We start from the raw sequence: 25,242 nt of genomic DNA on the forward strand, positions 1-25,242 counted from the left end.
TCGGCCATAGGCCCCGTCATGGGCCCGGTAGTACGGCCCGTCATGGGCCCCGTCGAAGGCCCCGCGGCAGGACCGGCGGTGGGCCTCGTAGCAGGCCCGGTGGCGGGCTCCGCACCGGGCCCGGTCACGGTCCCCGGTACGAGTCCGGGCGAGGATCTGGGCAGCGGATCGGTCAGGGGGTCGTCCAGCCGCTCCACCGCCGCCGCGAACGCGTCCGTGCCCCCGTAGGCGCCGGGCGGCTCATTCGGCTCGTACGGCGCGTATGGGTCGGGCTCCTGGGCGCCTTGGGGCGCGCCCTCGCGCTCGGGGCGCAGTGCGGTCACTCGCCGGCCTTACCGCCGACCGCCCCCACCACGGGGGCCAGGCCCGCCGACCGTCCCACCGCCCCCGTGTCGCCGCACTCCTCGAGCCAGTTGGCGAGCATCCGGTGCCCCCACTCGGTGAGCACCGACTCGGGATGGAACTGCACGCCCTCCACGGGCAGCCGACGGTGGCGCAGCCCCATCGCGATGCCCGTCTCCGTCCAGGCCGTGATCTCCAGCTCGTCCGGGACGGTGTCCCGTTCGACGGCCAGCGAGTGGTAGCGGGTGGCGGTGAAGGGCGACGGAAGGCCCTTGAAGACGCCGGTGCCCTCGTGCGTCACGCGCGAGGTCTTGCCGTGCAACAGCTCGGGGGCGCGCCCGACGACCCCGCCGTACGCGACGGCCATGGACTGCATCCCCAGGCAGACACCGAAGACCGGCACGCCGGTGCGCGCGCAGTGCCGCACCATGTCGACGCAGACGCCCGCCTCCTCGGGGGTGCCGGGGCCCGGGGACAGCAGGACGCCGTCGAAGCCGTCCTGGGCGTGGCCGAGGGCCACCTCGTCGTTGCGCAGCACCTCGCACTCGGCGCCGAGTTGGTAGAGGTACTGGACCAGGTTGAAGACGAAGCTGTCGTAGTTGTCGACGACCAGGATGCGCGCGCTCACCGGGGGCCCGCCATTCCCTCGTCGACCGTCACATCGCCGAACGGCAGCAGGGGCTCCGCCCACGGGAAGACGTACTGGAAGAGCACGAAGACGATCGCCAGCACCAGTACGAGCGAAATCAGCGCCCGCACCCATGCGTTGCCCGGCAGATGCCGCCAGATCCAGCCGTACATGCCATCCCTACTCACGACGAAGAAGTCGACTGCAGCACCAGAGTAAGGGGCCGGGCCCGGGGCCGGTGGGTCAGCTGAGCAAAGCTTCCGGCTTGCCTTCGGTCACTGGACGGGTGGCGTCCAGATGTGCCCAGGCGATCAGCCGATGGCTGTGCCCCCACTCCGGCTCACAGGTTGTGAGGGTCAGATAGCGGCCCGGCCCCCGGAACCCTGACGCGCGCGGCACCGGGTCGATGACGCCGACGTCGGTGGGCAGCGTGCGGTAGGGCCGCTTGTCGATGCGGTACGTGTACCAGGTCGTACCGTCGCTGAGCACTACGGCGTCGCCGGGGCGCAGCCGGGGGAAGTCCTTGAACGGGTCGCCGTAGGTGCGGCGGTGCCCGGCGACGGCGAAATTGCCCCGAGCGCCGAGCCGGGCGGTGCGGGTGTAGTGGCCAAGCCCCTTCTTCAGGGTGTCGGTCCCGGTGCCCTGAAGGACCGGCTTGGCCCAGTCGGCGCCGAAGCGGGGGATGTACATGATCGCGAATGACGCACCGTCCCGGTACGGCTCCGGCTCGGGGCGGCGGACTGCCGGGGACTCCGTCGCCTCGGCGCCCGCGACCGGGCCGGTCGCCCATCGGTCCTGGAGCCGGTCGATCTCCCCGTCCATCGCACGGTCGGCGAGGACGCCGGTCCAGTACAGGACGTAGACGACAAAGAGGACGATCAGGGTGCCCACGGTGAGGCAGATCTCACTGAGCGTCCTGACGATCAGTCGCACCCTCATCGACCGCACACCTGTCCATGTTCACCGCGCCTGTCGCGTTCTCGCGATGACGCGTTTCACCGGGGCTGGGCGTAGTGCAGGTCCACTGTGCCGGAGTAGCCGGGAAGAGTCACCCTGTCGTGCTGGGCGACTTTCCATCCGAGCCCGTACGCCTCGACATAGCTGCGGTAGTTCTCGATGGCCGGGGAGGCGGCCAGCGCGGCGCGCAGCTTGCCCCGGTCGCCGACGGCGGTGATGGTGTACGGCGGTGAGTAGACCCGGCCCTGGAGGATCAGGGTGTTGCCGACGCAGCGCACCGCGCTGGTCGAGATCAGCCGCTGGTCCATGACCTTGATCCCCCGCGCTCCGCCCTGCCACAGCGCGTTGACCACGGCTTGCAGGTCCTGCTGGTGGATGACCAGGTCGTTGGGTTGCGGCTCGGGCACTCCAGGGATCTTCGCCGTCGCGTTCGGCGGGGCGTCGGTGAGGGTGACGGAGAGCCCCGTTCCGGTGAGCTTCTGGGTGCCCGCGTCCCGTTCCAGCGCGGCGAGCCTGCGGCGCTCGGCGTCCGTGGCGCCGTTGTCGCGGCGGGCGAGGGCGTCGACCCGCGAGCGCAGCTGGGCGGTACTGTCGTCGAGCCCGGCGTTCTTGCGGCTGCGCTCCTGGATGAGGTCGGACAGCCTCAGCATCGACTCGTCGCTGCGGAGATTGGTGCCCTGCGCGGTGTCGAAGCTGGTCCAGAAGATCAGTCCGGCGAGCGCGAAAACCGCGGCGGTCAGCAGCCGGACGGGGCGGAAGGCGGGTCGGCGGGGGCCCGGGTTGGGGGTGCCGGCGGAATTGCTCAACGTACCCTTACTCCTTACGACGCCGCGGAAGGACTACGCTAACGGACGCCCCGAGTGAAGGGTCTGGTCCCCCGTCCCAGCCCCGACCCGGTGCCGTCCGTATCAATACCGCGCGGTCACGCAGCGCATCGACAGGAGAGTTCCTCGTGCCGAAGTCACGGATCCGCAAGAAGGACGACTTCACGCCGCCGCCGGCGAAGCAGGCCACTAACATCAGCCTGCACAGCGGCCGCCGGTGGGTGGCTCCGTTGATGCTGGCGATGTTCCTCATCGGCCTCGCCTGGATCGTGATGTTCTACGTGACGACCGGGGATATGCCCGTCGATTCCCTGGGCAACTGGAACATCGTGGTCGGCTTCGGCTTCATCGCCGCCGGGTTCGTGGTCTCCACTCAGTGGAAGTAGGATCGTCCCTCCGATCCTCCGCGCCCCGGTCGTCCACAGAGTTATCCACAGCCGGGGAAAACTCAGAAGATCTGTGGATAACTTCCGCCGCATTGACGCCGGTGTGATCGGCCGAACACATCCGTTCGACCGTTCACACCTGCTTCTGCCTGGGGAAACGCAGATGAGTGCGGGCCCGCACTGATGTTCTCCACAGCTTGCACAAGATCAGGCACTCGCTGTGGACAACTGTGCTGTGGATATCCCCGATACGGCCGGGGCTGCGGCAGCGGCGCTTGTGTACGGCCGGCTGCGTACGGCCGGTGCCGGCCGGTCAGCCGGTGAGCTGCACCGTCCGCAGCCACACCACCGCGACGATCGCGAGCAGCATCAGCGCGCAGGTGAGCCGCTGCACCAGCGCGCGCTTCTCGCGCGGCGCGTGCACCATCCCGTATGCCACCGCCGTGCCCACGACCAGGCCGCCGACATGGGCCTGCCAGGCGATGCCGGACCAGGCGAATGTGAAGATCAGGTTGAGCACGAGCAGCGCGATGACCGGCCGCATGTCGTAGTTGAGGCGGCGCATCAGGACCGCCGTCGCGCCGAGCAGGCCGAAGATCGCCCCGGAGGCGCCGAGCGAGGGCTGGTTCTGCGCGGCGAGCAGATACGACAGCGCGCTGCCGCCCAGCCCGGCCAGCAGATACACCGCGAGATAGCGCGCCCGGCCGAGCGCCGCCTCCAGCGGCCCGCCGAGCCACCACAGCGAAAGCATGTTGAAGGCGATGTGATACGCCTGCTGGTGCAGGAACATCGCGGTGACCAGCCGATACCACTGGCCCTCGGCAACCCCCACAAGATCGGCCGCGGTGGGGTCGTACGCCCGGCCCACCAGGTCCAGCGCGTTCACAAACCGGTCGCCGATCGCGAGCGCCACGAACCACACGGCGAGATTGAGGCCGATGAGGATCTTGGTCACCAGCCGCGGGTCCGCGGTGAGCGCGCCGCCCGCTATCGTGCGCGGCCGGGCGTCCCGCACCGGGTGCCCCGCCGGGACAGGACCGCCGGAGGAGCCCTGTCCACCACCGCGCACGCACTCCGGGCACTGGAAACCCACCGAGGCGCTGATCATGCACTCCGGGCAGATCGGCCGCTCGCAGCGGACACAGCTTATGCCGGTCTCCCGCTGCGGATGCCGATAGCAGCAGACCGCCTGGTCCTCCATCGTCTCCCCTTGCCCTGCACTCCATGCTCGCACCGGGCCCACGTGCCCGCCTGCCTGCCGTCAAGACGGACAGGCGGGGCGCGGAGTTCCCGCCACCGTTCCGGCGAGGCCCGGCGCGGGCCCGCCACGCGGCGGCAGCCGGCTGCGTCGGCATGCGGCTCCGCCGCGTGGCGATGACGGCCTCGAGGTCAGCCCTCGGTTTCAGCCCTCGCGGGTCTCCACGACGACCGACTCGATGACGACGTCGTTGAGCGGGCGGTCGGTGCGCGGGTTGGTCGAGGTGCCCGCGATCGCGTCGATGACCTTCTTGCTCGCCTCGTCGACGACCTCGCCGAAGATGGTGTGCTTACCGGTCAGCCACGCGGTCGGCGCCACGGTGATGAAGAACTGCGAGCCGTTGGTGCCCGGGCCGGCGTTGGCCATCGCCAGCAGATACGGCTTGTTGAACGCCAGGTCCGGGTGGAACTCGTCGCCGAACTCGTAGCCGGGGCCACCGGTGCCGTTGCCCAGCGGGTCACCGCCCTGGATCATGAAGCCGCTGATCACGCGGTGGAAGACGGTGCCGTCGTACAGCTTCTCCTTGGCCCGCTTGCCCGTCGCCGGGTGGGTCCACTCACGGGTGCCCTCGGCGAGCTCCACGAAGTTCTTGACCGTCTTGGGGGCGTGGTTCGGCAGCAGCCGGACCACGATGTCGCCATTGTTCGTCTTCAGGGTGGCGTAGAGCTGCTCAGCCACGATCTACCTTCCATAGTTTTCATTGCGGTCCCTTGATCCTCGCACGGACGCCGCGACGACGCGTACCCACGAAGCGGCGCGCGGCACACACGATTCATGCCGACCCGGACGGGAACCCGTACGTGCCCCGGATGCCCGGCCGCGCGTGCCCGGCATCCTGCACACAGGCATGATCGTCACAAATAGGCATGATCTTCCATGAAACGGAAAGGGGAGGATCCCGTGACCCGCATGGAGAGCGTGCGAGCCGCGACCGGCACCGCCAAGGGCAGCGTCCTGCACGCGGCGGAGGTGGTGGCGCCCTACGCCGGTACGGCCAAGGACGCCGCCACGCGCTATGCGCACACGGCTCGCGTACAGCTGGGGCCGAAGGTCTCGCACGCCGCGCACCAGGCCCGATACACCGCAGGCAGTCAGTACCACGTGCATATCGCGCCGCGGCTGACCCAGGCCCGCGGCACCCTGCCGCGCGGGGTCGACGCCGCCGCCACCCGGGCCGCCGCCCGGACCCGCAAGGCGGCGCGCCAGGCCGCCCGGTACACCGCCCCGCGCGTCCAGCACGCGGTGGCCGAGGCGCGCGCCACCGCAGGGCCGGTGTGCGAGGAGGCCGTCACCCGCAGCGCCGCGGCCCTCGCCGCCCTGCGTGACCATGTGACCGCGGCCGACATCCACAAGCTCGCCAGGCGCCGCCGCAGGAGGGACCGCACCGGCCGCATCGCCAAGCGCACCGTCTTCGTCGGCCTCGTGGGCGCGGGGATCTTCACCGCGTGGAAGTGGTGGGACAGGCAGGCCAACCCCGACTGGCTGGTCGAGCCCCCGGCGGCGACCGAGCTGAGCGGACGCGAGCCGCTGACGTCGGTGGACGGCAGCGACCAGTCCGCACTCGACCCGGAGGCGCAGAGCAAGCAGGCGAACGAGAACGATCGCTGAGCCGGGCCGGGCGCCGGGCAGCACATCCGGAAGGGCGGGAGACCACGGCGTCCCCGCCCTTCGCCATTCCCCTCCCCGCTGCCGGCCTCCCCCGGCGGTCAGTGGGCGGCGACCGGCGGTCAGTGGGCGGCGACGCGCTCGCTGTACCGGCGCCGCTCCAAGAAGATCTCCGTGAAGACGGAGACCTTGGCACGCAGCGCCCAGGGGTCGAACGGCTTGGCAATGTAGTCCACCGCACCGGCCGCGTATCCCCGGGAGGAGTGCTCCGGGTCGGCGCCCATCGCGGTCATGAAGATGATCGGGATGTCCCGGTTGCGGGGCCGCCGCTGGATATGGGCCGCGGTCTCATAGCCGTCCATCTCCGGCATCTGCACGTCCAGCAGGATCACCGCGAAGTCGTCGTGGTCGAGCAGGGCCTTGAGAGCTTCCTGTCCCGAGGACGCGGTCACCAGCTCCTGGTCCAGCTTGGCCAGCACGGCTGCCATGGCCAGCAGGTTGTTGTGCTGGTCGTCGACCACGAGGATCTTGGGACGAGGCCCCGAGCAGGGCTTGGACATCACGGGCTCCGCGGGGGCGTCGGGCACCCCGTCCGGCGCCGGGGCCGCGGCGGGGCGCTGGGACTCCACCATGGCCAGCTGCCGCTCCAGCATCTGGCAGCGGTCCTCCGCCAGTAACCCGCGCAGCCGCACATCCTCAAGCTCCTCGGTGAGGCGCTTCACCTCGCGCTGGAGCATGTCCCGTTCTTTGATCAGCTCCGCTTGGTCGGGAAGACCCAGCTCCAGCGTGTCCGCCCGGGTGCGCTCCGTCGCCCACGCCGCTTCCAGCTGGTTCAGCCGCACCTCGAGATCGGCGATCCGGTGCTGCCGGTCGAGCAGCGCCTCCCCCAGCACGTCCTCCGTCACGCTCGACGCCCTGGCCTCCCGGTCGGCGTCCGCCAGCTGATGCTGAAGGATCTCCATGGCATGACCGGGCGATCCGCTCGTATGCACCGCGGCCCGGTGCAGCTCCCGCACCAGCTCGATCGCGGCCGGGGTCGCCGCGGTGCCCCGCCGCTCGGCGAGATCGGTGAACAGGTCCTGCACGAACTCCCACGGCGGGATGCGCGTCCCGCTCAGATAGCGCGAGAGCGTGCCCGGATCGCGATACCTGCGCGCGGCATATCTGCGCACCGAGACGTCCAGCCCTTTGAACAGGTCCCGCAGCGCCAAGGCGAAATCCCGGCATTCCTGGCTCAGACCCTCACCCAAGGGCCGCAGCTCACGCATCTTGTCTCCCCGCACGGCGGATCGCGCCGACCAGACGACTCCCGGACCACATGCCCGAGTTGAGGCCAGCGTGAGGCATTTCAAAGGTGTTGCACGCGACAACGGCGAGAGCGGCAACACCGGGCAACATGTGGGAGGACAATGCCCCGGAACGGCGCTGTGGGCCCGCGCGGGCCAACCGCACCAAGGGACCCGCGGGACTTGGGCGGCAAGACAAACCGGCCAGGGCACGCATCTGGTGTCCTGGCCGGTGACGAAAGTGGAGCCTAGGAGAGTCGAACTCCTGACATCCGCCATGCAAAGACGGCGCTCTACCAACTGAGCTAAGGCCCCGTCGCCGATCAGGATACCTGGTTGTGGCCACCTTTCCCGACCGGGTATCGCTCGCGCGTACCGCCCTCCGTAGGATGCCACGCAAGATTCGCTGCAGCGAAGCGAAGGGGAGAGCGAATGGACGCAGCACAGCAGGATGCCACCGCCCGCGCACGGGAGCTGCAGCGCAGCTGGTACGGGGAACCGCTGGGGGCGCTCTTCCGCCGTCTCATCGACGACCTCGGCCTCAACCAGGCCCGCCTCGCCGCCGTCCTCGGTCTGTCCGCGCCCATGCTCTCGCAGCTGATGAGCGGCCAGCGAGCCAAGATCGGCAACCCGGCCGTCGTGCAGCGGGTACAGGCCCTGCAGGAGCTGTCGAGCCAGGCGGCGGACGGCCGGGTCAGCGCCGCCGAGGCCGCCGAGCGCATGGAGGAGATCAAGAAGTCCGCGGGGGGCTCCGTGCTGAACACCACACAGACCACGGCGAGCACCGGCGCCCCCACCGTGCGGCGCGTGGTCCGCGAGATCCAGTCGCTGCTGCGCTCGGTATCCGCCGCGGGCGACATCATCGATGCCGCCGACACCCTCGCCCCCACCCACCCGGAGCTGGCAGAGTTCCTCCGGGTGTACGGCGCCGGGCGGACCGCCGAGGCGGTCGCCCACTACGAGGCGCACCAGAACTGATGGGCTGACGGACTGCTGACGAGCCGATGAGTGGGCGGGGGCCGCGCGATGGGTGAAGTCTTCGCGGGCCGGTACGAGCTGGTCGACCCGATCGGGCGCGGTGGCGTGGGCGCTGTGTGGCGCGTCTGGGACCACCGGCGCCGCCGCTACGTCGCGGCGAAGGTGCTGCAGCAGCGCGATGCGCACACCCTGCTGCGGTTCGTACGGGAACAGGCGCTGCGTATCGACCACCCCTATGTGCTGGCACCGGCCAGCTGGGCGGCGGACGACGACAAGGTGCTGTTCACCATGGACCTGGTGGGCGGCGGCTCGTTCGCCCATCTCATCGGCGACTACGGCCCGCTGCCGCCGCGCTATGTGTGCACGCTGCTCGACCAGTTGCTCTCCGGCCTGGCGGCGGTGCACGCGGAAGGCGTGGTGCACCGCGACATCAAACCCGCGAACATCCTGCTGGAGGCCACTGGGACCGGCCGGCCGCATGTGCGGCTGTCCGACTTCGGCATTGCGCTGACAAAGGGGGAACCCCGGCTCACCGAGGCCAACTACGTGATGGGAACGCCCGGTTACTTCGCGCCCGAGCAGATGATGGGCGATGAGCCGGACTTCCCCGCCGACCTCTTCGCGGTCGGGCTGGTGGCGCTGTATCTGCTCAGCGGGCACAAACCGGACGCGGACGCCCTGATCAAGCTGTTCGAGCAGGGTGTGCCGAACGCGCCCACGGGGGTGCCCGAGCCGCTGTGGCAGGTGATCGCGAATCTGCTGCAGCCCGATCCCGAGGACCGGTTCCGCACGGCCACAGGGGCGCGCAAGGCGCTTCTCGCGGCCACCGAGATGCTGCCCGAGCCCGGCATCGACGACGAGGTGATCGAGGTCTTCGACCATCTCGGGCCGCTCCCCGAGGGGTTCGGGTCCGAGGGTCCCTTCCGGACGATCCAACGGCCGGGCGCGGACACCGAAGGCGACGCTGACACCAGCACCAGCACCAGCACCAGCACCGGCACCGGCACCGGCACCGGCACGGCCCATGCGCACAGCGGCCCGACACCCCAGCCACCGGGCCCCCAGGGGCCCAGCACGCCAACGCCGTCCGAGCCGTCCCTGCCACAACCATCCGAATCGTCCGTTTCGCAGCCGTCCGTTTCGCAGCCGTCGATGTCGGACACCGGCAGCTTCCAACTGCCGCCGCCCCAGCCCCAGACGCCACACACCGGGATACCGCAGCACCCGGCCCCACAACCGCCCCCGGCCCCCCAGCCGCCCACCGGACAGCCGCCCACCGGACAGCCGCCCACCGGACAGCCGCACACCGGCCAGAACCCGAGCGGCCAGAACCCGAGCGGCCAGCACCTCAGCGGGCAGTTCCCGAGCGGCCAGTTCCCGACCGGGCAGCCCCAAACCCCGTACCCCCCGCACGCCCCCCACACGCCGTACTCCGGCCTTCCGCAGCCGCCGGCCTCCCAGCCGGCGCCCGCACAGCCCACGACGCCTCCGCGGCCCGTACGGCCCGCACAGCCGCCGCAGGCCACGCCCGATCCGCGACAACAGCCAGGCCCCCCGCCCGCGCATACGCCTACCCCCACTCCCACTCCCACTCCGGCCACGGCTTCCGCCCCGGCGGCCCAGCGCGAATTCCCTCCTACTCGTCCATACACCGCTCCGCAGCCGCAGGTTCCCCCCACCGCCCGACGCCGCCCCGGACCGTCCCGGAAGACGACGATCGCGATCCTGATCGCCGCGGCCGTGTGCTTCGCGGTCGGCACATGGGCGTTACTGACCGCGGGCTGACCCGACGGCCACGGGCCGTGGCCACCCACCAGGCGGGCGCCGTCCGCCAAGCAGCCGCCACCCACCGCGCCGGCGCCACCTACCAGGCAGGCGGCGGCCCGTACCGCCGGTGCCTGCCCGGCCCGGATGCCGGGGCCGCGGCGGCCGGGGCCCGACGCCGGGCCGCCAGCGTCCACCCCCCGAGCCCGAGCAGCAGCAGCGCGCCGACGGCATAGCTCACATAGCCCACCAGCCGCAGCCGGCCCTTGTCCGTGTCGTCGGCCACCGCGGCCCCGGCATCATCCCCGGTGGCCGGCCCCTGGGCGGCCCCCCGCCGGTCGGCGTCCGTGAGACCGAAGCCCGCCCGGACCGCGTCCCCGTCGTAGGTCGGCCCGGCCTTCGCGGTGCCCGAGATCCGCACCCGCAGGGTGAGCGGCACCGTGTCCTTGAAGAACCGCGTGACGTCCGGATTCACCGTGACCGCCAGGTAGTACCACCCGGCGAAGCTCATCTTGCGCACGGAGTAGTCGGCCCGCGCCGAGCGGTTGCCGTACGCCACGGGAACGGTGTCCGCCTCCACCTGCGCCTTCTGCCCCTCGTAGGCCTCGAAGGAGCTCTTCTTCGTCAGGCCGCGCGCCGGGTTGAAGACCCGAAGCCCCAGCGCGTCGTTGACCCCGGCCGTCTCTCCGGTCTTCGCGGCGGACAGTTCGGCGGTGGCGTCGAGCCGCTGTCCCCAGTCGATCGGCACCCGGTAGAAGTGGGTCTCGCCCGGCCTGATCTGATCCGCCCACACCCCTGTGGACAACGGGCGCGCGTCGTTGAACCCCGTGCCGCCCGGCCGCCACCGCGCCTTGCCCTCGGGCAGCTCGGGCGGGGTGGCGCGCCAACTGTCATCCTGGGCCTGCCCGGTGTCCCCGCCCTTCACCGGCGGCTCCACCATCAGCCTGAGCTCCAGCGGCCAGCTGTCGGGGTCCTGGGAGCCGGCTCCGCGCTCCACGGTGACGACGTACCGGCCCGCCTTCCGGCAGGAGGCCACCGAGCCCGACGCGGCCTGGCGTGCCGCGTAGTCGGCGAGCGGATAGGCCACGCCGTTCGCCTCGATCTTCCGGTCGGAGCTGTCGCAGGTGGTGCCGTCGGGGCTCTCCAGCGTCACTTTGACCCGGTCCTGGTACGAGACGACGCCCGCCCCCGGCCGGGGCGCCGCGACCGCCGAGGCATACGCGCCGGACGTGGCGTCCAGCCGGACGCTGTAGTACCGCTTCTGGCCCGCCGCGATGCTGTCGACGTAGCCGAGCCCCGGCTTGAGCAGCGGGGCGCCCTCGGCGTCGTCGGTGCCGTGGATCAAGGTCCCCTCGGCCCGGTACGGCCGCGCCCCGGCGGCCCCGTCCGCGGGCGCGGCCCAGGCCTGGCCGACCGGTCCTGGCGCCGTGGCCACCGCGCACAGCGCGGCCACCGCGGCGAGGCCGGTCCTGACCTTGCTGCGGTCATCCATCGCGGGTCACTCCTCGTCGTACCGGCCGCACAGCCCGTTCAACTTTGCTTATGCAAGCATTTCATTTGCAAGAGTGAACAAAGAAGACGGTTGCCGCGAGGAGTCCCGCGACAGCCGCCAGTAAAGCCGACAGGGCCCCGACCGCTCCAGCGGTCGGGGCCCTGTACAGAGCTGTTGGTCTCACACACCCGAACCTGCGGGCACGGAGTCGGTCGCCTCCGTCCACAGATCCTGCTCGGCGCGATCCGCCTGGATCTGGCGGTACACGAGGAGCCCGCCGATGGCGGCCAGTGCGACCAGGAGAAGCTTCTTCACCGCGCTACCTCGTCTCTTTCCTTGACGTAGGGGACCTCTGGCGCCCGATGATACACACCGGCCGATACCGTTCGGTGACCTATGCCCGGCATTGGCCGACCGACAGCCGTTCATCAACTGCCCAGGCGCCGTTACGGAATCAGCCCGGACGAAGAGAAGATCTCCGTCCGGGCTGATCGCACCGGTGGGGCTAACAGGACTTGAACCTGTGGCCTCTTCCTTATCAGGGAAGCGCTCTAACCGTCTGAGCTATAGCCCCGCGCTGCACCGAAAGATTAGCGCACGACCAGCCCTGTCCCAAAATCGGTTACAGGCGGCCGCTACTCGTCCTCGGCGAGCGTGACCTCCACACCACCGACGAAGCCCGCCGACAGGTTGTAGATGAAGGCCCCCAGGGTGGCCAGCGCCGTGGCCAGCACCACATTGATCGCTGCGATGACCCCGGTGAAGGCCAGCACTCGCGGCAGCGACAGGAAGGACTCCAGGTCGAAGCCGGTGCCCTTCTTCGACTCCGTGGCCTCGCTGATCGTCCCGCCCACGGCGCTGAAGACGCCCATCCCGTCCATGACCATCCACAGCACCGCCGCGGCGACCACGGTGCAGATGCCCAGAGCGATCGCGAGCAGGAAGCTGACCTTCATCACCGACCACGGGTCCGCCCTGGCGACCCGCAGCCGCGCCTTGCGCGTACGCGGGGCCGGGCGGCCACCCGACTCGGTGCGCGGGCGGCGCACCGCGGTCTGCTGGTGCCCCGAGGCGCCCCTGGCGGCCTCGCCGGTGCTCGGCGGGGCATACGCCTGCGGCGGGTGGTACGGCTGCGCGGGCTGTGGCTGGCCCGGCCGCTCACCGGGCAGCGGGCTGCCCGAATAGCTCTCGTACGGCGGCTGCGGCTGCCTGATGTCCGTCACGGTACCCCCATGGGAGTCGGTGGAGGGGCCACGGGCGCCTGCCGAAGCGGGTGATCCGCTCCCGGCGGGTGCGGCGCCCGGCACCGGCCCATGGCCGGTATCCATTCCGCCGCCGCCCGCCGCGGGACCCGTGGCTCCACTCACGACCTACTCCTCGGTCTCGTCGGCCGGGGGCGGTGTGCCCTCGGCCGCCTCGGACGCGGCCCCCTCGGCTGCTTCGCTCACGGTCTCGGACTCTTCCTCGACCTCTTCAGCCTCACGACCGGCCTCGGCGTTCCGGGCGATACCGACGACGGCATCGCGCTTGCCCAGGTTGATCAGTTGGACGCCCATGGTGTCACGGCCCGTCTCCCTGACCTCGTTCACACGGGTACGGATTACGCCACCGCTGAGCGTGATGGCAAGGATCTCATCACTTTCCTCGACCACCAGAGCCCCGACGAGAGAACCGCGGTCCTCCACGATCTTGGCGGCCTTGATACCGAGGCCGCCACGGCCCTGGACACGGTACTCGTCGACATTCGTCCGCTTCGCGTACCCACCGTCGGTGGCGGTGAACACGAACGTACCGGGCCGGACGACATTCATCGACAAGAGCTCGTCGCCCTCGCGGAAGCTCATGCCCTTGACTCCGGAGGTCGCCCGTCCCATCGGCCGCATCGAATCATCCGTGGCCGTGAACCTGATCGACTGTGCCTTCTTGCTGATCAGCAGCAGATCGTCCTCGGCCGAAACCAGCTCGGCCCCGATCAGCTCGTCCTCCCGGCCGTCCTCCGTCTCCCGGAGGTTGATGGCGATCACACCGCCCGACCGCGGGGAGTCGTAGTCCTTGAGCGGGGTCTTCTTCACCAGGCCCGACTTCGTCGCCAGCACCAGGTACGGCGCCGCCTCGTAGTCGCGGATCGCCAGGATCTGCGCGATCTGCTCGTCCGGCTGGAACGCCAGCAGGTTCGCGACGTGCTGACCGCGCGCCTCCCGGCCCGCGTCCGGCAGCTCGTACGCCTTCGCCCGGTAGACCCGGCCCTTGTTGGTGAAGAACAACAGCCAGTGGTGGGTGGTCGAGACGAAGAAGTGGTCGACGATGTCGTCCTGCTTGAGCTTGGTGCCGCGCACACCCTTACCGCCGCGCTTCTGCGAGCGGTAGTCCTCGGTCTTCGTACGCTTCACATAGCCGCCGCGGGTGATCGTGACGACGATGTCCTCCTCGGCGATCAGGTCCTCGATGGACATGTCACCGTCGAAGGGGATCAGCTTGGTACGCCGGTCGTCGCCGTACTTCTCGACGATCGCGGTCAGCTCCTCGCTGATGATCTGCCGCTGCCGCTCGGGCGAGGCCAGGATCGCGTTGTACTCATTGATCTTGGCCTGCAGCTCGTCGTGCTCCTGGATGATCTTCTGACGCTCCAGGGCGGCGAGCCGCCGCAGCTGCATCTCCAGGATCGCGTTGGCCTGGATCTCGTCGATCGTCAGCAGGTCCATCAGGCCCCCGCGCGCGATCTCCACCGTGTCACTGCGCCGGATCAGCGCGATGACCTCGTCGATCGCGTCCAGCGCCTTGAGCAGACCGCGCAGGATGTGGGCCCGCTCCTCGGCCTTGCGCAGCCTGAAGCGCGTCCGGCGGACGATGACCTCGATCTGGTGGGTGACCCAGTTGCGGATGAAGGCGTCCAGCGAGAGGGTGCGCGGCACTCCGTCGACCAGCGCCAGCATGTTCGCGCCGAAGTTGGTCTGGAGGTCGGTGTGCTTGTAGAGGTTGTTGAGCACGACCTTGGCGACCGCGTCCCGCTTCAACACGATGACCAGGCGCTGACCGGTCCGCGAGGACGTCTCGTCGCGGACGTCCGCGATGCCGCCGATCCTGGCTTCCTTCACCAGGTCGGCGATCTTCTGCGCCAGATTGTCCGGGTTGACCTGGTACGGCAGCTCGGTGACCACCAGGCACTGACGGCCCTGGATCTCCTCGACCTCGACGACCGCGCGCATCGTGATCGAGCCGCGACCGGTGCGGTACGCCTCCTCGATGCCCTTGCGGCCGACCACCAGGGCGCCGGTGGGGAAGTCCGGGCCCTTGATCCGGTCGATGAGCGCGTCGAGCAGCTCCTCCGGTGTGGCCTCCGGGTTGGCCAGGAACCACTGGGCGCCCTCGGCCACCTCGCGGAGGTTGTGCGGCGGGATGTTGGTGGCCATGCCGACCGCGATCCCCGCCGAGCCGTTGATCAGCAGGTTCGGGAAGCGGGACGGCAGAACCGTCGGCTCCTGGTTACGCCCGTCGTAGTTGTCCTGGAAGTCGACGGTGTCCTCGTCGATGTCCCGGAGCATCTCCATGGACAGCGGCGCCATCTTGCACTCGGTGTAGCGCATGGCCGCCGCCGGGTCGTTGCCCGGGGAGCCGAAGTTGCCGTTGGAGTCGACCAGCGGCATCCGCATGGACCACGGCTGGGCCAGCCGCACCAGGGCGTCGTAGATGGACGAGTCGCCGTGCGGGTGGTACGTGCCCATCACGTCGCCGACGACGCGGGCGCACTTGTAGAAGCCCTTCTCGGGGCGGTACCCGCCGTCGTACATCGCGTACAGCACACGGCGGTGCACCGGCTTGAGGCCGTCCCGGACGTCGGGCAGCGCACGGCTCACGATCACGCTCATCGCGTAGTCGAGGTACGAGCGCTGCATCTCCGTCTCGAGGCCCACCGGCTCGACGCGGAGGGTGGTCCCCTGGGTCTGGTCTTCTGGCGTGTTCGGGGTGTTCTCGTCGGCCATTGCTGGTCAAAGTCCTTCTGTCGTCTGCGGCTGCTCGGGGCCGACTCAGATGTCGAGGAAGCGGACGTCCTTGGCGTTGCGCTGGATGAACGAGCGCCGGGCCTCGACGTCCTCGCCCATCAGGACCGAGAACAGATCGTCGGCCTGCGCGGCGTCGTCCAGGGTGACCTGGCCCAGGACGCGGTGGTCCACGTCCATGGTGGTCACGCGCAGCTCCTCGGCGTTCATCTCGCCCAGACCCTTGAAGCGCTGGACCGAGTCCTCCTTGATGCGCTTGCCCTGCTCACGGCCCGCCTGGATCAGCGCGTCCCGCTCGCGGTCCGAGTACGCGTACTCGAAGTCGTCCCGGCCCCACTTGATCTTGTAGAGCGGCGGGCGGGACAGGAAGACATGGCCCGCCTCGACCAGCGGGCGCATAAAGCGGAAGAGGAAGGTGAGCAGCAGGGTGTTGATGTGCTGGCCGTCGACGTCGGCGTCCGCCATCAGGATGATCTTGTGATAGCGGAGCTTGCTGATGTCGAAGTCCTCGTGCACACCGGTGCCGAACGCCGAGATCAGCGCCTGGACCTCGTTGTTCTGGAGGATCTTGTCGACCCGCGCCTTCTCGACGTTGAGGATCTTGCCTCGGATGGGCAGGATCGCCTGGTACTGCGGGTTACGGCCGGCCTTGGCCGAGCCGCCGGCGGAGTCACCCTCGACGATGAAGATCTCGCACTTGGACGGGTCGTTGGACTGGCAGTCGGCCAGCTTGCCCGGCAGTGACGCGGTCTCCAGCAGCCCCTTGCGGCGGGTCAGATCGCGGGCCTTACGGGCCGCGACCCGGGCCGTGGCCGCCTGGATGGACTTGCGGACGATGTCCGACGCCTCGTTGGGGTAGCGGTCGAGCCAGTCGGCCAGGTGCTCATGGACGATCTTCTGGACGAAGGTCTTCGCCTCCGTGTTGCCCAGCTTCGTCTTCGTCTGGCCCTCGAACTGCGGCTCGCCGAGCTTGACCGAGATGATCGCGGTCAGGCCCTCACGGATGTCCTCACCGGTGAGATTGTCATCCTTTTCCCGGAGCAGCTTCTTGTCCCGCGCGTACTTGTTGATCAAGTACGTCAGCGCGGCGCGGAAGCCCTCCTCGTGGGTGCCGCCCTCATGGGTGTGGATCGTGTTCGCGAAGCTGTAGACACCCTCGGTGTACTGGGTGTTCCACTGCATCGCGATCTCGACCGAGAGCATCCGCTCCTTGTCCTCGGCCTCGAAGCCGATGACTGTGGGGTGGACCAGCTCCCCCTTGCGGGAGTTCAGGTACTGCACGAAGTCGACGATGCCGCCCTCGTAGCAGTACGTCACGGAGAGCGGCTTGCCCTCCTCATCCACATGGGCCGCGCGCTCGTCCGTCAGCGAGATGGACAGGCCCTTGTTGAGGAACGCCATCTCCTGGAAGCGCCGCGACAGCGTCTCGAAGGAGTACTCGGTCGTCTCGAAGACATCCGGATCGGCCCAGAAGGTGACCGTCGTACCGGTCTCCGTGACCTGCTCGTTCTTGGCCAGCGGCGCGGTGGGCACGCCAAGCTTGTAGTCCTGGGTCCAGCGGTAGCCGTCCCGCTTGACCTCGACCGAGACCTTCGTCGACAGCGCGTTGACCACGGAGACGCCGACGCCGTGCAGACCGCCGGAGACGGCGTAGCCGCCGCCGCCGAACTTGCCACCCGCGTGCAGCACGGTCAGCACGACCTCGACGGCCGGTTTCTTCTCCACCGGATGCAGGTCGACCGGGATACCGCGGCCGTTGTCGACCACGCGGACCCCGCCATCGGCCAGGATCGTCACCTCGATGGTGTCCGCGTGACCGGCCAGGGCCTCGTCCACGGAGTTGTCCACCACCTCTTGGACAAGGTGGTGGAGGCCGCGCTCACCGGTGGAACCGATGTACATACCGGGTCGCTTGCGGACCGCGTCCAGGCCCTCCAGGACGGTGATCGCACTGGCGTCATAGGACGGCGGGGCCAGAGCCCCGTCGACGTCCTCGGACGGGATCTCGGACGGGATGTTCTCGTTGGGGTTGCCGGAATCGGCCACGAAGCGCCCTTTCTGGCACAGCACGAGCCGTCTCCGGGGCAGGCGGGAGCGGCTGCGTCGTTCAACATGTGTCCGCGAGCGCTCGGTGCGCAAGCGGCGACGGTGTACGCGCCCAGTCTACCGGTAGCGCCGACAAGAATGGGGGCTTGCCGGTGCCTGAGTACGCATGTGCCGCCCTGAACCGGTCGCCACCGACTCCCCATATCTGGGGACGGGGTTTAAGAGGCTCACACCGCCACTCAGCGCTTCGGGTCGTCAACCACCGGCAACCATGACAGACGCCCCAGCGGCCACCCCCTTCACGGCCGCCCCGCCACCTGCGCACCGGGGGCGCACGGAGGGCTGTCTCAGCCGTAGGTGTCGCCTGGGCCCGCGCTGCCGGGGGCGCGCAGCGATCCATAACGGCGGGCCGGGCCGCCCGGGCCCAAGACCTTGATCAGCTTGACCGTGCCCTGGCCGAGGTCCGCGTTGAGCCGGGCCACCAGCTGCGGGGCCAGCAGCCGCAGCTGGGTCGCCCACGCCGTCGAATCGCACCGCACCGTCAGCACCCGAGCTTCCTCGTCGTACCGCTGCGGCTCGCAGTGCTGCGCCACCTCCGGCCCCACCATCTGGGGCCAGCGGCCCATCACCCCGCCCACCGCGGCCGGGGTCTCCCAGCCCCGCTCGGTGATCAGCCGGTTGATCGCGGCACCGAGCGGCAGCGGATCGCGCCCGTCGGCGCGCGCGCCGGAGCGCAAGCCCCCTCGGCGCGCCTGCTTCTTCTGCTGCGCCGCCGCACCACGGGCGCGCGCCTGCTCCTTGGCGGCGCGCAGCGCCACCCGCGCCAGGTCGACCCCCGAGGGCTCCGGTGGGGTGGGCGGCTGTGCGGGCTGCTCGGTCACAGAGGCCGCACCTCCCCTTCGGACACCGCGTAGCGGGCGCCCGCCAGCACCCCGGGGACGTCGTCCTCCACGGCCGCCGTCACCAGCACCTGCTCGCCGGGCGCGACCAGCTCGGCCAACCGCTCCCGGCGCCGCTCGTCGAGCTCCGCGAAGACGTCGTCCAGCACCAGCACCGGCTCGCCCGCCCGCCGGACCGCCCCGGCCTCACCGCCCCCGCCGGCCTCGGCTGCCTCGGCGGAAGGCCCGCCCGGCGCCCATGAGATGTCCGCGCGCAGCAGGTCGTACGAGGCCAGGCGCAGGGCCAGCGCATACGACCAGGACTCGCCATGGCTCGCATAGCCCTTCGCCGGAAGCTCTCCGAGCCGCAGGATCAGATCGTCGCGGTGCGGGCCGACCAGCGTCACCCCGCGCTCGATCTCCTGCTTACGGGCGGCGGTGAGCGCGGCCGAAAGCTGCTCGTACAGCTCCTCGCGGGTGCCCGCGGCCGCCAGGCCGTCGCCCATGGAGCTGCGGTAGTCAAAACCGATCGGGCCGCCGCCCGGCGCCAGTTGCTCATACGCCTTGTCGGTCAGCGGCTGCAGCGCGGCGATCAGATCGAGGCGCTGGGCGAGCAATTCCGCACCGGCGCGCGCCAGATGCTGGTCCCATACGTCGAGAGTGGACAGCGCCCCGTCGCCCCCGGAACCGCGGCCGCCGCCGTGACGCCGGGCCAACGCGGCGGTCTTGAGCAGGGTGTTGCGCTGCTTGAGCACCCGCTCGTAGTCGGCGCGGACCCCGGCCATGCGCGGTGAGCGCGCGGTGACCAGCTCGTCCAGGAAGCGCCGGCGCTCCCCGGGATCTCCCTTGACCAGGGCCAGGTCCTCGGGCGCGAACAGGACAGTGCGCAGGATGCCAAGCACATCGCGCGGTCTGACCTGCGAGGATCTATTGATTCTGGCGCGGTTGGCCTTACCGGGGTTCAGCTCCAGCTCGACCAGCTGCTGCCGGTCGCCCTCGACGATCGCGGCCCGCACGATCGCCCGGTCCGCGCCCATCCGCACCAGCGGAGCGTCGGCGGAGACGCGATGGCTGCTGAGCGTGGCCACATAGCCGACGGCCTCGACGAGGTTGGTCTTCCCCTGGCCGTTGGGGCCCACAAAAGCCGTGACGCCCGGACCGAGAGCGACCTCGGCCCGGGCGTATGAGCGGAAGTCGGCGAGCGACAGATGCGTTACATGCATGGTGGCGCGCCGACCTCCCCCGGCGGCTCCCTTACGGGGGCTGGTTACTTCTTGTTCTCGACCGCGTGGCCGCCGAACTGGTTGCGCAGTGCGGCGATCATCTTCATCTGCGGGGAGTCGTCCTGGCGGGACGCGAACCGGGCGAAGAGCGAGGCCGTGATGGCGGGCAGCGGCACGGCGTTGTCGATGGCCGCCTCGACGGTCCAGCGGCCCTCGCCGGAGTCCTCCGCGTAGCCCCGCAGCTTCTCCAAGTGCTCGTCGTCGTCCAGGGCGTTGACCGCGAGGTCCAGCAGCCAGGAGCGGATGACGGTGCCCTCCTGCCAGGAGCGGAAGACCTCGCGGACGTCGGTGACCGAGTCCACGGCCTCCAGCAGCTCCCAGCCCTCGGCGTAGGCCTGCATCATCGCGTACTCGATGCCGTTGTGGACCATCTTCGCGAAATGGCCGGCACCGACCCGCCCGGCGTGGACCGCCCCGAAGTCGCCCTCGGGCTTGAGCGCATCGAAGATCGGCTGGACCCGCGCCACATGCTCGGCCGCGCCGCCGTACATCAGCGCATAGCCGTTCTCCAGGCCCCAGACGCCGCCGGAGACGCCGCAGTCGACAAAGCCGATGCCCTTGGCGTTCAGCTGCTCGGCGTGCCGCTCGTCGTCGGTCCAGCGGGAGTTGCCACCGTCGACCACGATGTCGCCCGGCGACAGCAGCTCGGCCAGCTCCTCGATGGTGGTCTGGGTCGCGATGCCGGCCGGCACCATGATCCACACCACACGCGGTCCCTTGAGCTTGTCCACAAGGTCGCCGAGGCTGTGGACGTCGGCGAGGTCCGGGTTGCGGTCGTACCCGATGACGGTGTGACCTGCGCGGCGAATGCGCTCGCGCATATTGCCGCCCATCTTGCCGAGACCGACGAGACCGAGCTCCATCAGTGATCCTTTATGCCGTAGTCATTGCGTTTCGCACCTGAGTCCGAGCCTACGCCCAGGGGTTGTCGCTCAACTGTGGGCCACACCCGCTCATCCGCTGAGCCGCACCGGCATGATCAGGTACTTGTACGCCTCGTCCGCCTCGGCGTCCATGGCCGGCTTGCCACTGAGCAGAGCGGGCTTGGTCGAGGTGGTGAACGACAGCTGGGCGACCGGGGAATCGATCGCGCTCAGCCCGTCCAGCAGGAAGGTCGGGTTGAAGGCGATCGAGATGTCGTCGCCTTCGAGCTGGGCGTCGACGCGCTCCACAGCCTGTGCGTCGTCGCTCGACCCGGCCTCCAGGATCAGCACGCCCTGCTCGAAGGTGAGCCGGACCGGGGTGTTGCGCTCGGCGACCAGGGCGACGCGCTTGACCGCCTCCACGAACGGAGCGGTCTCGATCACCGCGACGGAGTTGAACTCGGTCGGGAAGAGCGTGCGGTACTTGGGGAGGTCGCCTTCGAGCAGCCGGGTCGTGGTGCGGCGCCCGGCGCCCTCGAAGCCGATCAGACCCTCCCCGGCGCCCGAGCCGGACAGGGCGAGAGCCACGGTGTCACCGCTGGTCAGCGACTTGGCGGTGTCCAGGAGCGTCTTGGCAGGCACCAGCGCGACCGCGGAGATGTCGGGCGTCTCGGGCTTCCACAGGAACTCGCGGACCGCGAAGCGGTAGCGGTCGGTGGAGGCCAGCGTGACCGTGTCGCCCTCGATCTCGATCCGCACACCGGTGAGCACCGGCAGGGTGTCGTCGCGGCCGGCCGCGATGGCCACCTGGGCAGCGGCGGAGGCGAAGACATCGCCGGGCACGGTGCCGGTCGCCGTCGGCATCTGCGGCAGGGCGGGGTACTCCTCCACAGGCAGGGTGTGGAGTGTGAATCGCGAGGAGCCGCAGACGACGGTCACCCGCACACCGTCAGTGGAGATCTCCACAGGACGGTTGGGGAGGGCACGGCAGATGTCGGCGAGCAGGCGGCCGGAGACCAGGACCGTGCCGTCGTCCTCCACATCGGCTTCCACCGACACCCGGGCCGAGACCTCGTAGTCGAAACCGGAGAGGCTGAGGGTGCTCTCCTCCGCCTTCAGCAGCAGCCCCGCGAGGACGGGCACCGGCGGACGGGCCGGAAGGCTGCGGGCCGCCCAGGCCACTGCCTCCGCGAGTACATCGCGCTCCACCCGGATCTTCACCGGAACCGCCTCCTGCTGTTGCTGGCTCGCCCTGCTGGCCTTCGTCGTCGGCGCAATCGCCGGAGACCAGTCTGACGTACGCCGCCGACAGTCGGTGCGGCTCGGGGTCAAATCGGCGCCCAGGGTGTCGGGCGGCTCGGAGCCCGGTTGTGCACAGGCCCCACTTCGAAACGAATTTCTCGCTCTAACTAAGTGGTCGTAGTAGTAGGGCCTGTGGAAACCGTGGACAACTGACTTCTCGCAGGTCAGCATCAGTTTTTTATCCACCGGGCCTGTGGGCGACGGCAGTGGACAAACAGGCTCTGCTGTGGATGCCGCCGAGTTCTGCACACTCGATGCACAGGCGAGCCCCGGTTCTCCCCAGCTGTGTCCCCAGTTTTACCCACCTTCCCCACAGCCCAACCCGGCTCATTGGTGTGACGCCTTTCACTCGTCTCGGTGACCACGCCCGTTTCCTTGCCGAACAGTGGATGAGGGTGTGGAGAAGCTGTGGGTGATGGGGCCTCGGCTGTGGGCGGGCGGTGGACAACGCGGAGGCCGCCCTGTGGGTAACTCCGTCGTCCACAGTCTGTGGACTGTTGATTGTCACAATTCCACACCCCCCTGACCTCCTTCGATGTCCCGTCGGCGGCCGCCCCTGTGGACACAGTCTGGACAGTCGGGACATCCCCAGGGTGTGGATGGTGGATTGGCCGCTGACCTGTGGAGAAGCGGCCTCCGAGGGCATGGAATCGAACAGGCCGTCCGCGTCGCCGGGGCGCGGACGGCTGGGCCGGGGCTGCCGTCGGGCGGAGCGGAGCCCGGCCGGGGCGGCTCCGGAGCGACGAAACGGGCCCGGAAACGACGAAGGGCGCTTGCGGGAGTCGTTCCTCCCCAAGCGCCCTGGACGCGGAATCCGGCGCGAGAGCCGCGCCGTGCGCCGCGTCAGCCGTTCTTGATGCGGTTGGTCAGCTCGGTGACCTGGTTGTAGATGGAGCGCCGCTCGGCCATCAGCGCCCGGATCTTGCGGTCGGCGTGCATGACAGTTGTATGGTCCCGGCCGCCGAACTGCGCCCCGATCTTGGGCAGCGACAGATCGGTCAGCTCACGGCACAGATACATCGCGATCTGCCGCGCGGTGACCAGCACCCGGCTGCGCGAGGCACCGCACAGATCGTCGACCGTATGCCCGAAGTAGTCGGCGGTCGCGGCCATGATCGCGGTGGCGGTGATCTCCGGGGCCGCGTCCTCGCCGCCGGGGATCAGGTCCTTCAGCACGATCTCGGTCAGGCCGAGGTCCACCGGCTGCCGGTTCAGGCTGGCGAAGGCCGTGACCCGGATCAGCGCCCCCTCCAGCTCGCGGATATTGCGCGAGATACGGGACGCGATGAACTCCAGCACCTCCGGCGGCGCGTTCAGCTGCTCCTGCACCGCCTTCTTGCGCAGGATCGCGATCCGCGTCTCCAGCTCCGGCGGCTGCACATCGGTGATCAGGCCCCACTCGAAGCGGTTGCGGAGCCGGTCCTCCAGGGTCACCAGCTGCTTGGGCGGCCGGTCGGAGGACAGCACGATCTGCTTGTTCGCGTTGTGGAGCGTGTTGAAGGTGTGGAAGAACTCCTCCTGCGTCGACTCCTTGCTCGCGAGGAACTGGATGTCGTCGACCAGAAGGATGTCCATGTCGCGGTAGCGCTTGCGGAACGCGTCCGCCTTGCCGTCGCGGATGGAGTTGATGAACTCGTTGGTGAACTCCTCGGAGCTCACATAGCGCACCCGCGTCCCCGGGTAGAGGCTGCGCGCATAGTGCCCGATCGCATGCAGCAGGTGGGTCTTGCCGAGCCCGGACTCCCCGTAGATGAACAAGGGGTTGTACGCCTTGGCGGGCGCCTCGGCGACCGCGACCGCCGCGGCGTGCGCGAAGCGGTTCGATGCGCCGATGACGAAGGTGTCGAAGAGGTACTTCGGGTTCAGGCGCGCGGTCGGCTCACCGGGGCCGGGCGCGGGCGCCGGCTGCGCGGCGAGCGGGCCGGGGGCACCGGTCTGCGAGGGCAGCACGGGCGGGCCGCCGCGGGAACGATCCAGCGGGTCGGGGAGCTCCCGGCGCGGCTGCTCGTAGGGCGACCGATCGGGCCCTGGGCCGGAACCCGGGCCAGGGCCGGGCCCTGGCCGCTCCGCGCCCGCGCCCCGGTAGTCCGAGTGCGGCTGCTGATCGTAGAGCTGCTGGTCATAGCCGGGCTGGGGACGTTGGGTGGCGTACGGGTCGCTCTCGGGGAAGCCGCCGAGCCGGGGCTGCTGCCAGCCGTAGTCGTCGCGCGGCCGGGGCCAGGCGCCGGGCTCGGGCCGGTGCTGGTCATAGCCGGGGTAGGCGGGGCGGGCCGTCGGCAGCTCATCGCCCGCCGGACGGCCGTATCCGTCCCGGCTGCCATAGCTGTCGCGGTTGTCGTAGCCCTCGTAGGCGTCGCGACTCTCATACGAGTCACGATTCTCGTAAGAGTCCCGACTTTCGCGGGTGTCGCGACTTTCGTAGGTGTCGCGCTGTGGCTGTTGCGGGACCATCGGCTCGCCGGCGGAGTCGTCGACGGTGATCGCGATCCGGATCGGGCGGCCGCACTCGCGGCTGAGCGTTTCGCTGACGATCGGGGCCAGCCGGCCCTCCAGAACGCCCTTGGCGAATTCATTGGGCACGGCCAGCAGCGCGGTGTCGGCGACGAGGGCGAGCGGCTGGCACCGCTTGATCCAATGTTCGTCCTTGGCCTCGACGCCTTGTCCGCCCTGGCCCGCGCCCTCTCCGAGCAGCCGCTCGAGCACACGTGGCCACACTGCGGCAAGATCGGCGGGTACGTCAGCCACAGGGCACGCTCTCTCACTCGCTGGGTGGGGGGACGCCGACAGGTCCCACGAATATGCGGTTCTCGGGACGGGCGGGAAGGAATCGGAGCCCAGCCACGGTAGTCAGGCCGGGGTGTGCGGTTCAAGTCGTTGTCCACAGGGTGTGTACAAATGTGCCATGCGATGTCGCCCCGCGTTCCCTTGCCCCGGGCACAAAGGGTCCGCGTCTTCGCGGGGCGCCACCCGGCCGCGCCACCGAGCGGTGCCGGTTTGACCGGATGGCGTAATCGCGCGTACCGTAACCAGGTCGAGTTGTCGATGGCTGCTGCCGCCTGCCTCCGATGGGCAAGGGTCGCGGACCCCAGGTCCGGCGATTATGAAGCGGTGCACTCGGGCGTATTGCGAGCTACTCGTGGGCGCACGGTGACAGCCAGGCGATGTCCCGCCACCACCCGATTCATTTCTGGAGCCCCCGAGTGAGCAAGCGCACCTTCCAGCCGAACAACCGCCGCCGCGCGAAGACCCACGGCTTCCGGCTGCGTATGCGTACCCGTGCCGGCCGCGCGATTCTCGCGTCCCGCCGTAGCAAGGGTCGCGCCCGTCTGTCGGCCTGAGCAGCCTGACCCAA

Annotated in this window: 22 protein-coding genes and 2 tRNA genes; 5 read left to right on the forward strand and 19 right to left on the reverse strand. The window is 69.8% G+C overall.

The annotated features are described in order from the left end of the window. Nucleotides 1–319 precede the first annotated feature (319 nt). From ACH4U7_RS29665 to ACH4U7_RS29680, 4 genes are read right to left on the reverse strand one after another with little or no spacing between them, the layout of a single operon-like run. The gene (locus ACH4U7_RS29665) at nucleotides 320–970 is read right to left on the reverse strand and encodes an aminodeoxychorismate/anthranilate synthase component II (protein WP_089507425.1); all 651 of its coding nucleotides are present in this window, start codon (nucleotides 968–970) and stop codon (nucleotides 320–322) included. Further along, nucleotides 967–1,158 (reverse strand): hypothetical protein, encoded by a 192-nt coding sequence (locus ACH4U7_RS29670; RefSeq protein ID WP_143667732.1) that lies wholly within the window; start codon nucleotides 1,156–1,158, stop codon nucleotides 967–969. The genes ACH4U7_RS29665 and ACH4U7_RS29670 overlap by 4 nt, the downstream gene beginning before the upstream one ends. Nucleotides 1,159–1,213: 55 nt before the next feature. Then, entirely contained in the window at nucleotides 1,214–1,909 is a 696-nt protein-coding gene (locus ACH4U7_RS29675) for a class E sortase (protein WP_398530876.1), read from the reverse strand. Between the two features lie 56 nt (nucleotides 1,910–1,965). Continuing rightward, entirely contained in the window at nucleotides 1,966–2,733 is a 768-nt protein-coding gene (locus ACH4U7_RS29680) for a DUF881 domain-containing protein (protein WP_398530877.1), read from the reverse strand. 146 nt (nucleotides 2,734–2,879) lie between these two features. Between ACH4U7_RS29680 and crgA the strand changes: the two genes are divergently transcribed. After that, the gene (gene crgA, locus ACH4U7_RS29685) at nucleotides 2,880–3,137 is read left to right on the forward strand and encodes a cell division protein CrgA (protein ID WP_014177983.1); all 258 of its coding nucleotides are present in this window, start codon (nucleotides 2,880–2,882) and stop codon (nucleotides 3,135–3,137) included. Nucleotides 3,138–3,450: 313 nt separating this feature from the next. On the opposite strand, the gene ACH4U7_RS29690 is transcribed toward crgA, so the two are convergent. Then, the gene (locus tag ACH4U7_RS29690) at nucleotides 3,451–4,338 is read right to left on the reverse strand and encodes a rhomboid family intramembrane serine protease (protein WP_398530878.1); all 888 of its coding nucleotides are present in this window, start codon (nucleotides 4,336–4,338) and stop codon (nucleotides 3,451–3,453) included. 201 nt (nucleotides 4,339–4,539) lie between these two features. After that, complete coding sequence (locus tag ACH4U7_RS29695) at nucleotides 4,540–5,073, reverse strand: peptidylprolyl isomerase (protein WP_358637784.1); 534 nt, start codon at nucleotides 5,071–5,073, stop codon at nucleotides 4,540–4,542. 222 nt (nucleotides 5,074–5,295) lie between these two features. On the opposite strand from ACH4U7_RS29695, the gene ACH4U7_RS29700 reads away from it, so the two are divergent. Further along, nucleotides 5,296–6,003 (forward strand): DUF5324 family protein, encoded by a 708-nt coding sequence (locus ACH4U7_RS29700; protein ID WP_398530879.1) that lies wholly within the window; start codon nucleotides 5,296–5,298, stop codon nucleotides 6,001–6,003. A 119-nt stretch (nucleotides 6,004–6,122) separates the two neighbouring features. On the opposite strand, the gene ACH4U7_RS29705 is transcribed toward ACH4U7_RS29700, so the two are convergent. Continuing rightward, on the reverse strand, nucleotides 6,123–7,268 hold the full coding sequence (locus tag ACH4U7_RS29705) for a response regulator (protein WP_398530880.1): 1,146 nt from the start codon (nucleotides 7,266–7,268) through the stop codon (nucleotides 6,123–6,125). 260 nt (nucleotides 7,269–7,528) lie between these two features. After that, nucleotides 7,529–7,601, reverse strand: a tRNA-Ala gene (locus ACH4U7_RS29710). Between the two features lie 117 nt (nucleotides 7,602–7,718). On the opposite strand from ACH4U7_RS29710, the gene ACH4U7_RS29715 reads away from it, so the two are divergent. Next, nucleotides 7,719–8,264 carry a transcriptional regulator gene (locus tag ACH4U7_RS29715; protein ID WP_014177978.1) on the forward strand — a complete coding sequence of 182 codons (546 nt, stop codon included), beginning with the start codon at nucleotides 7,719–7,721 and terminating at the stop codon, nucleotides 8,262–8,264. A gap of 48 nt (nucleotides 8,265–8,312) precedes the next feature. Continuing rightward, nucleotides 8,313–10,049 carry a protein kinase gene (locus tag ACH4U7_RS29720; RefSeq protein ID WP_398530881.1) on the forward strand — a complete coding sequence of 579 codons (1,737 nt, stop codon included), beginning with the start codon at nucleotides 8,313–8,315 and terminating at the stop codon, nucleotides 10,047–10,049. Between the two features lie 79 nt (nucleotides 10,050–10,128). Here the strand turns inward: ACH4U7_RS29720 and ACH4U7_RS29725 are convergent, their stop codons facing one another. The 11 genes from ACH4U7_RS29725 to dnaA all read right to left on the reverse strand — a co-directional run bounded on the left by ACH4U7_RS29725 (nucleotide 10,129) and on the right by dnaA (nucleotide 24,635). Beyond that, a complete protein-coding gene (locus ACH4U7_RS29725) occupies nucleotides 10,129–11,520 on the reverse strand; it encodes a hypothetical protein (RefSeq protein WP_398530882.1) in 1,392 nt (463 codons plus the stop codon). Nucleotides 11,521–11,700: 180 nt separating this feature from the next. Beyond that, the gene (locus ACH4U7_RS29730) at nucleotides 11,701–11,835 is read right to left on the reverse strand and encodes a DLW-39 family protein (RefSeq protein WP_003958712.1); all 135 of its coding nucleotides are present in this window, start codon (nucleotides 11,833–11,835) and stop codon (nucleotides 11,701–11,703) included. A 185-nt stretch (nucleotides 11,836–12,020) separates the two neighbouring features. Then, nucleotides 12,021–12,094 (reverse strand) — tRNA-Ile (locus ACH4U7_RS29735). Between the two features lie 61 nt (nucleotides 12,095–12,155). Continuing rightward, the gene (locus ACH4U7_RS29740; RefSeq protein ID WP_398530883.1) at nucleotides 12,156–12,743 is read right to left on the reverse strand and encodes a DUF3566 domain-containing protein; all 588 of its coding nucleotides are present in this window, start codon (nucleotides 12,741–12,743) and stop codon (nucleotides 12,156–12,158) included. A 147-nt stretch (nucleotides 12,744–12,890) separates the two neighbouring features. Next, nucleotides 12,891–15,500: a DNA gyrase subunit A gene (gene gyrA / locus ACH4U7_RS29745; RefSeq protein ID WP_398530884.1), complete on the reverse strand. Its 2,610-nt coding sequence runs from the start codon at nucleotides 15,498–15,500 to the stop codon at nucleotides 12,891–12,893. Nucleotides 15,501–15,545: 45 nt separating this feature from the next. Further along, the gene (gene gyrB, locus ACH4U7_RS29750) at nucleotides 15,546–17,588 is read right to left on the reverse strand and encodes a DNA topoisomerase (ATP-hydrolyzing) subunit B (RefSeq protein WP_398530885.1); all 2,043 of its coding nucleotides are present in this window, start codon (nucleotides 17,586–17,588) and stop codon (nucleotides 15,546–15,548) included. Between the two features lie 323 nt (nucleotides 17,589–17,911). After that, entirely contained in the window at nucleotides 17,912–18,445 is a 534-nt protein-coding gene (locus ACH4U7_RS29755; RefSeq protein ID WP_398530886.1) for a DUF721 domain-containing protein, read from the reverse strand. Continuing rightward, a complete protein-coding gene (recF, locus tag ACH4U7_RS29760; protein ID WP_398530887.1) occupies nucleotides 18,442–19,665 on the reverse strand; it encodes a DNA replication/repair protein RecF in 1,224 nt (407 codons plus the stop codon). Before recF ends, ACH4U7_RS29755 begins: the two co-directional genes overlap by 4 nt. 44 nt (nucleotides 19,666–19,709) lie before the next feature. Further along, complete coding sequence (gene gnd / locus ACH4U7_RS29765) at nucleotides 19,710–20,588, reverse strand: phosphogluconate dehydrogenase (NAD(+)-dependent, decarboxylating) (RefSeq protein WP_398530888.1); 879 nt, start codon at nucleotides 20,586–20,588, stop codon at nucleotides 19,710–19,712. 90 nt (nucleotides 20,589–20,678) lie between these two features. Next, entirely contained in the window at nucleotides 20,679–21,809 is a 1,131-nt protein-coding gene (dnaN, locus tag ACH4U7_RS29770) for a DNA polymerase III subunit beta (RefSeq protein WP_398530889.1), read from the reverse strand. 924 nt (nucleotides 21,810–22,733) lie between these two features. Further along, nucleotides 22,734–24,635, reverse strand: a complete 1,902-nt coding sequence (gene dnaA, locus ACH4U7_RS29775; protein WP_398530890.1) for a chromosomal replication initiator protein DnaA — start codon at nucleotides 24,633–24,635, stop codon at nucleotides 22,734–22,736. Nucleotides 24,636–25,090: 455 nt separating this feature from the next. Between dnaA and rpmH the strand changes: the two genes are divergently transcribed. After that, entirely contained in the window at nucleotides 25,091–25,228 is a 138-nt protein-coding gene (gene rpmH, locus ACH4U7_RS29780; RefSeq protein WP_003956500.1) for a 50S ribosomal protein L34, read from the forward strand. Nucleotides 25,229–25,242 lie beyond the last annotated feature (14 nt).

The organism is Streptomyces sp. NPDC020845 (genome assembly GCF_044334165.1).
Taxonomy (GTDB): Bacteria; Actinomycetota; Actinomycetes; order Streptomycetales; family Streptomycetaceae; genus Streptomyces.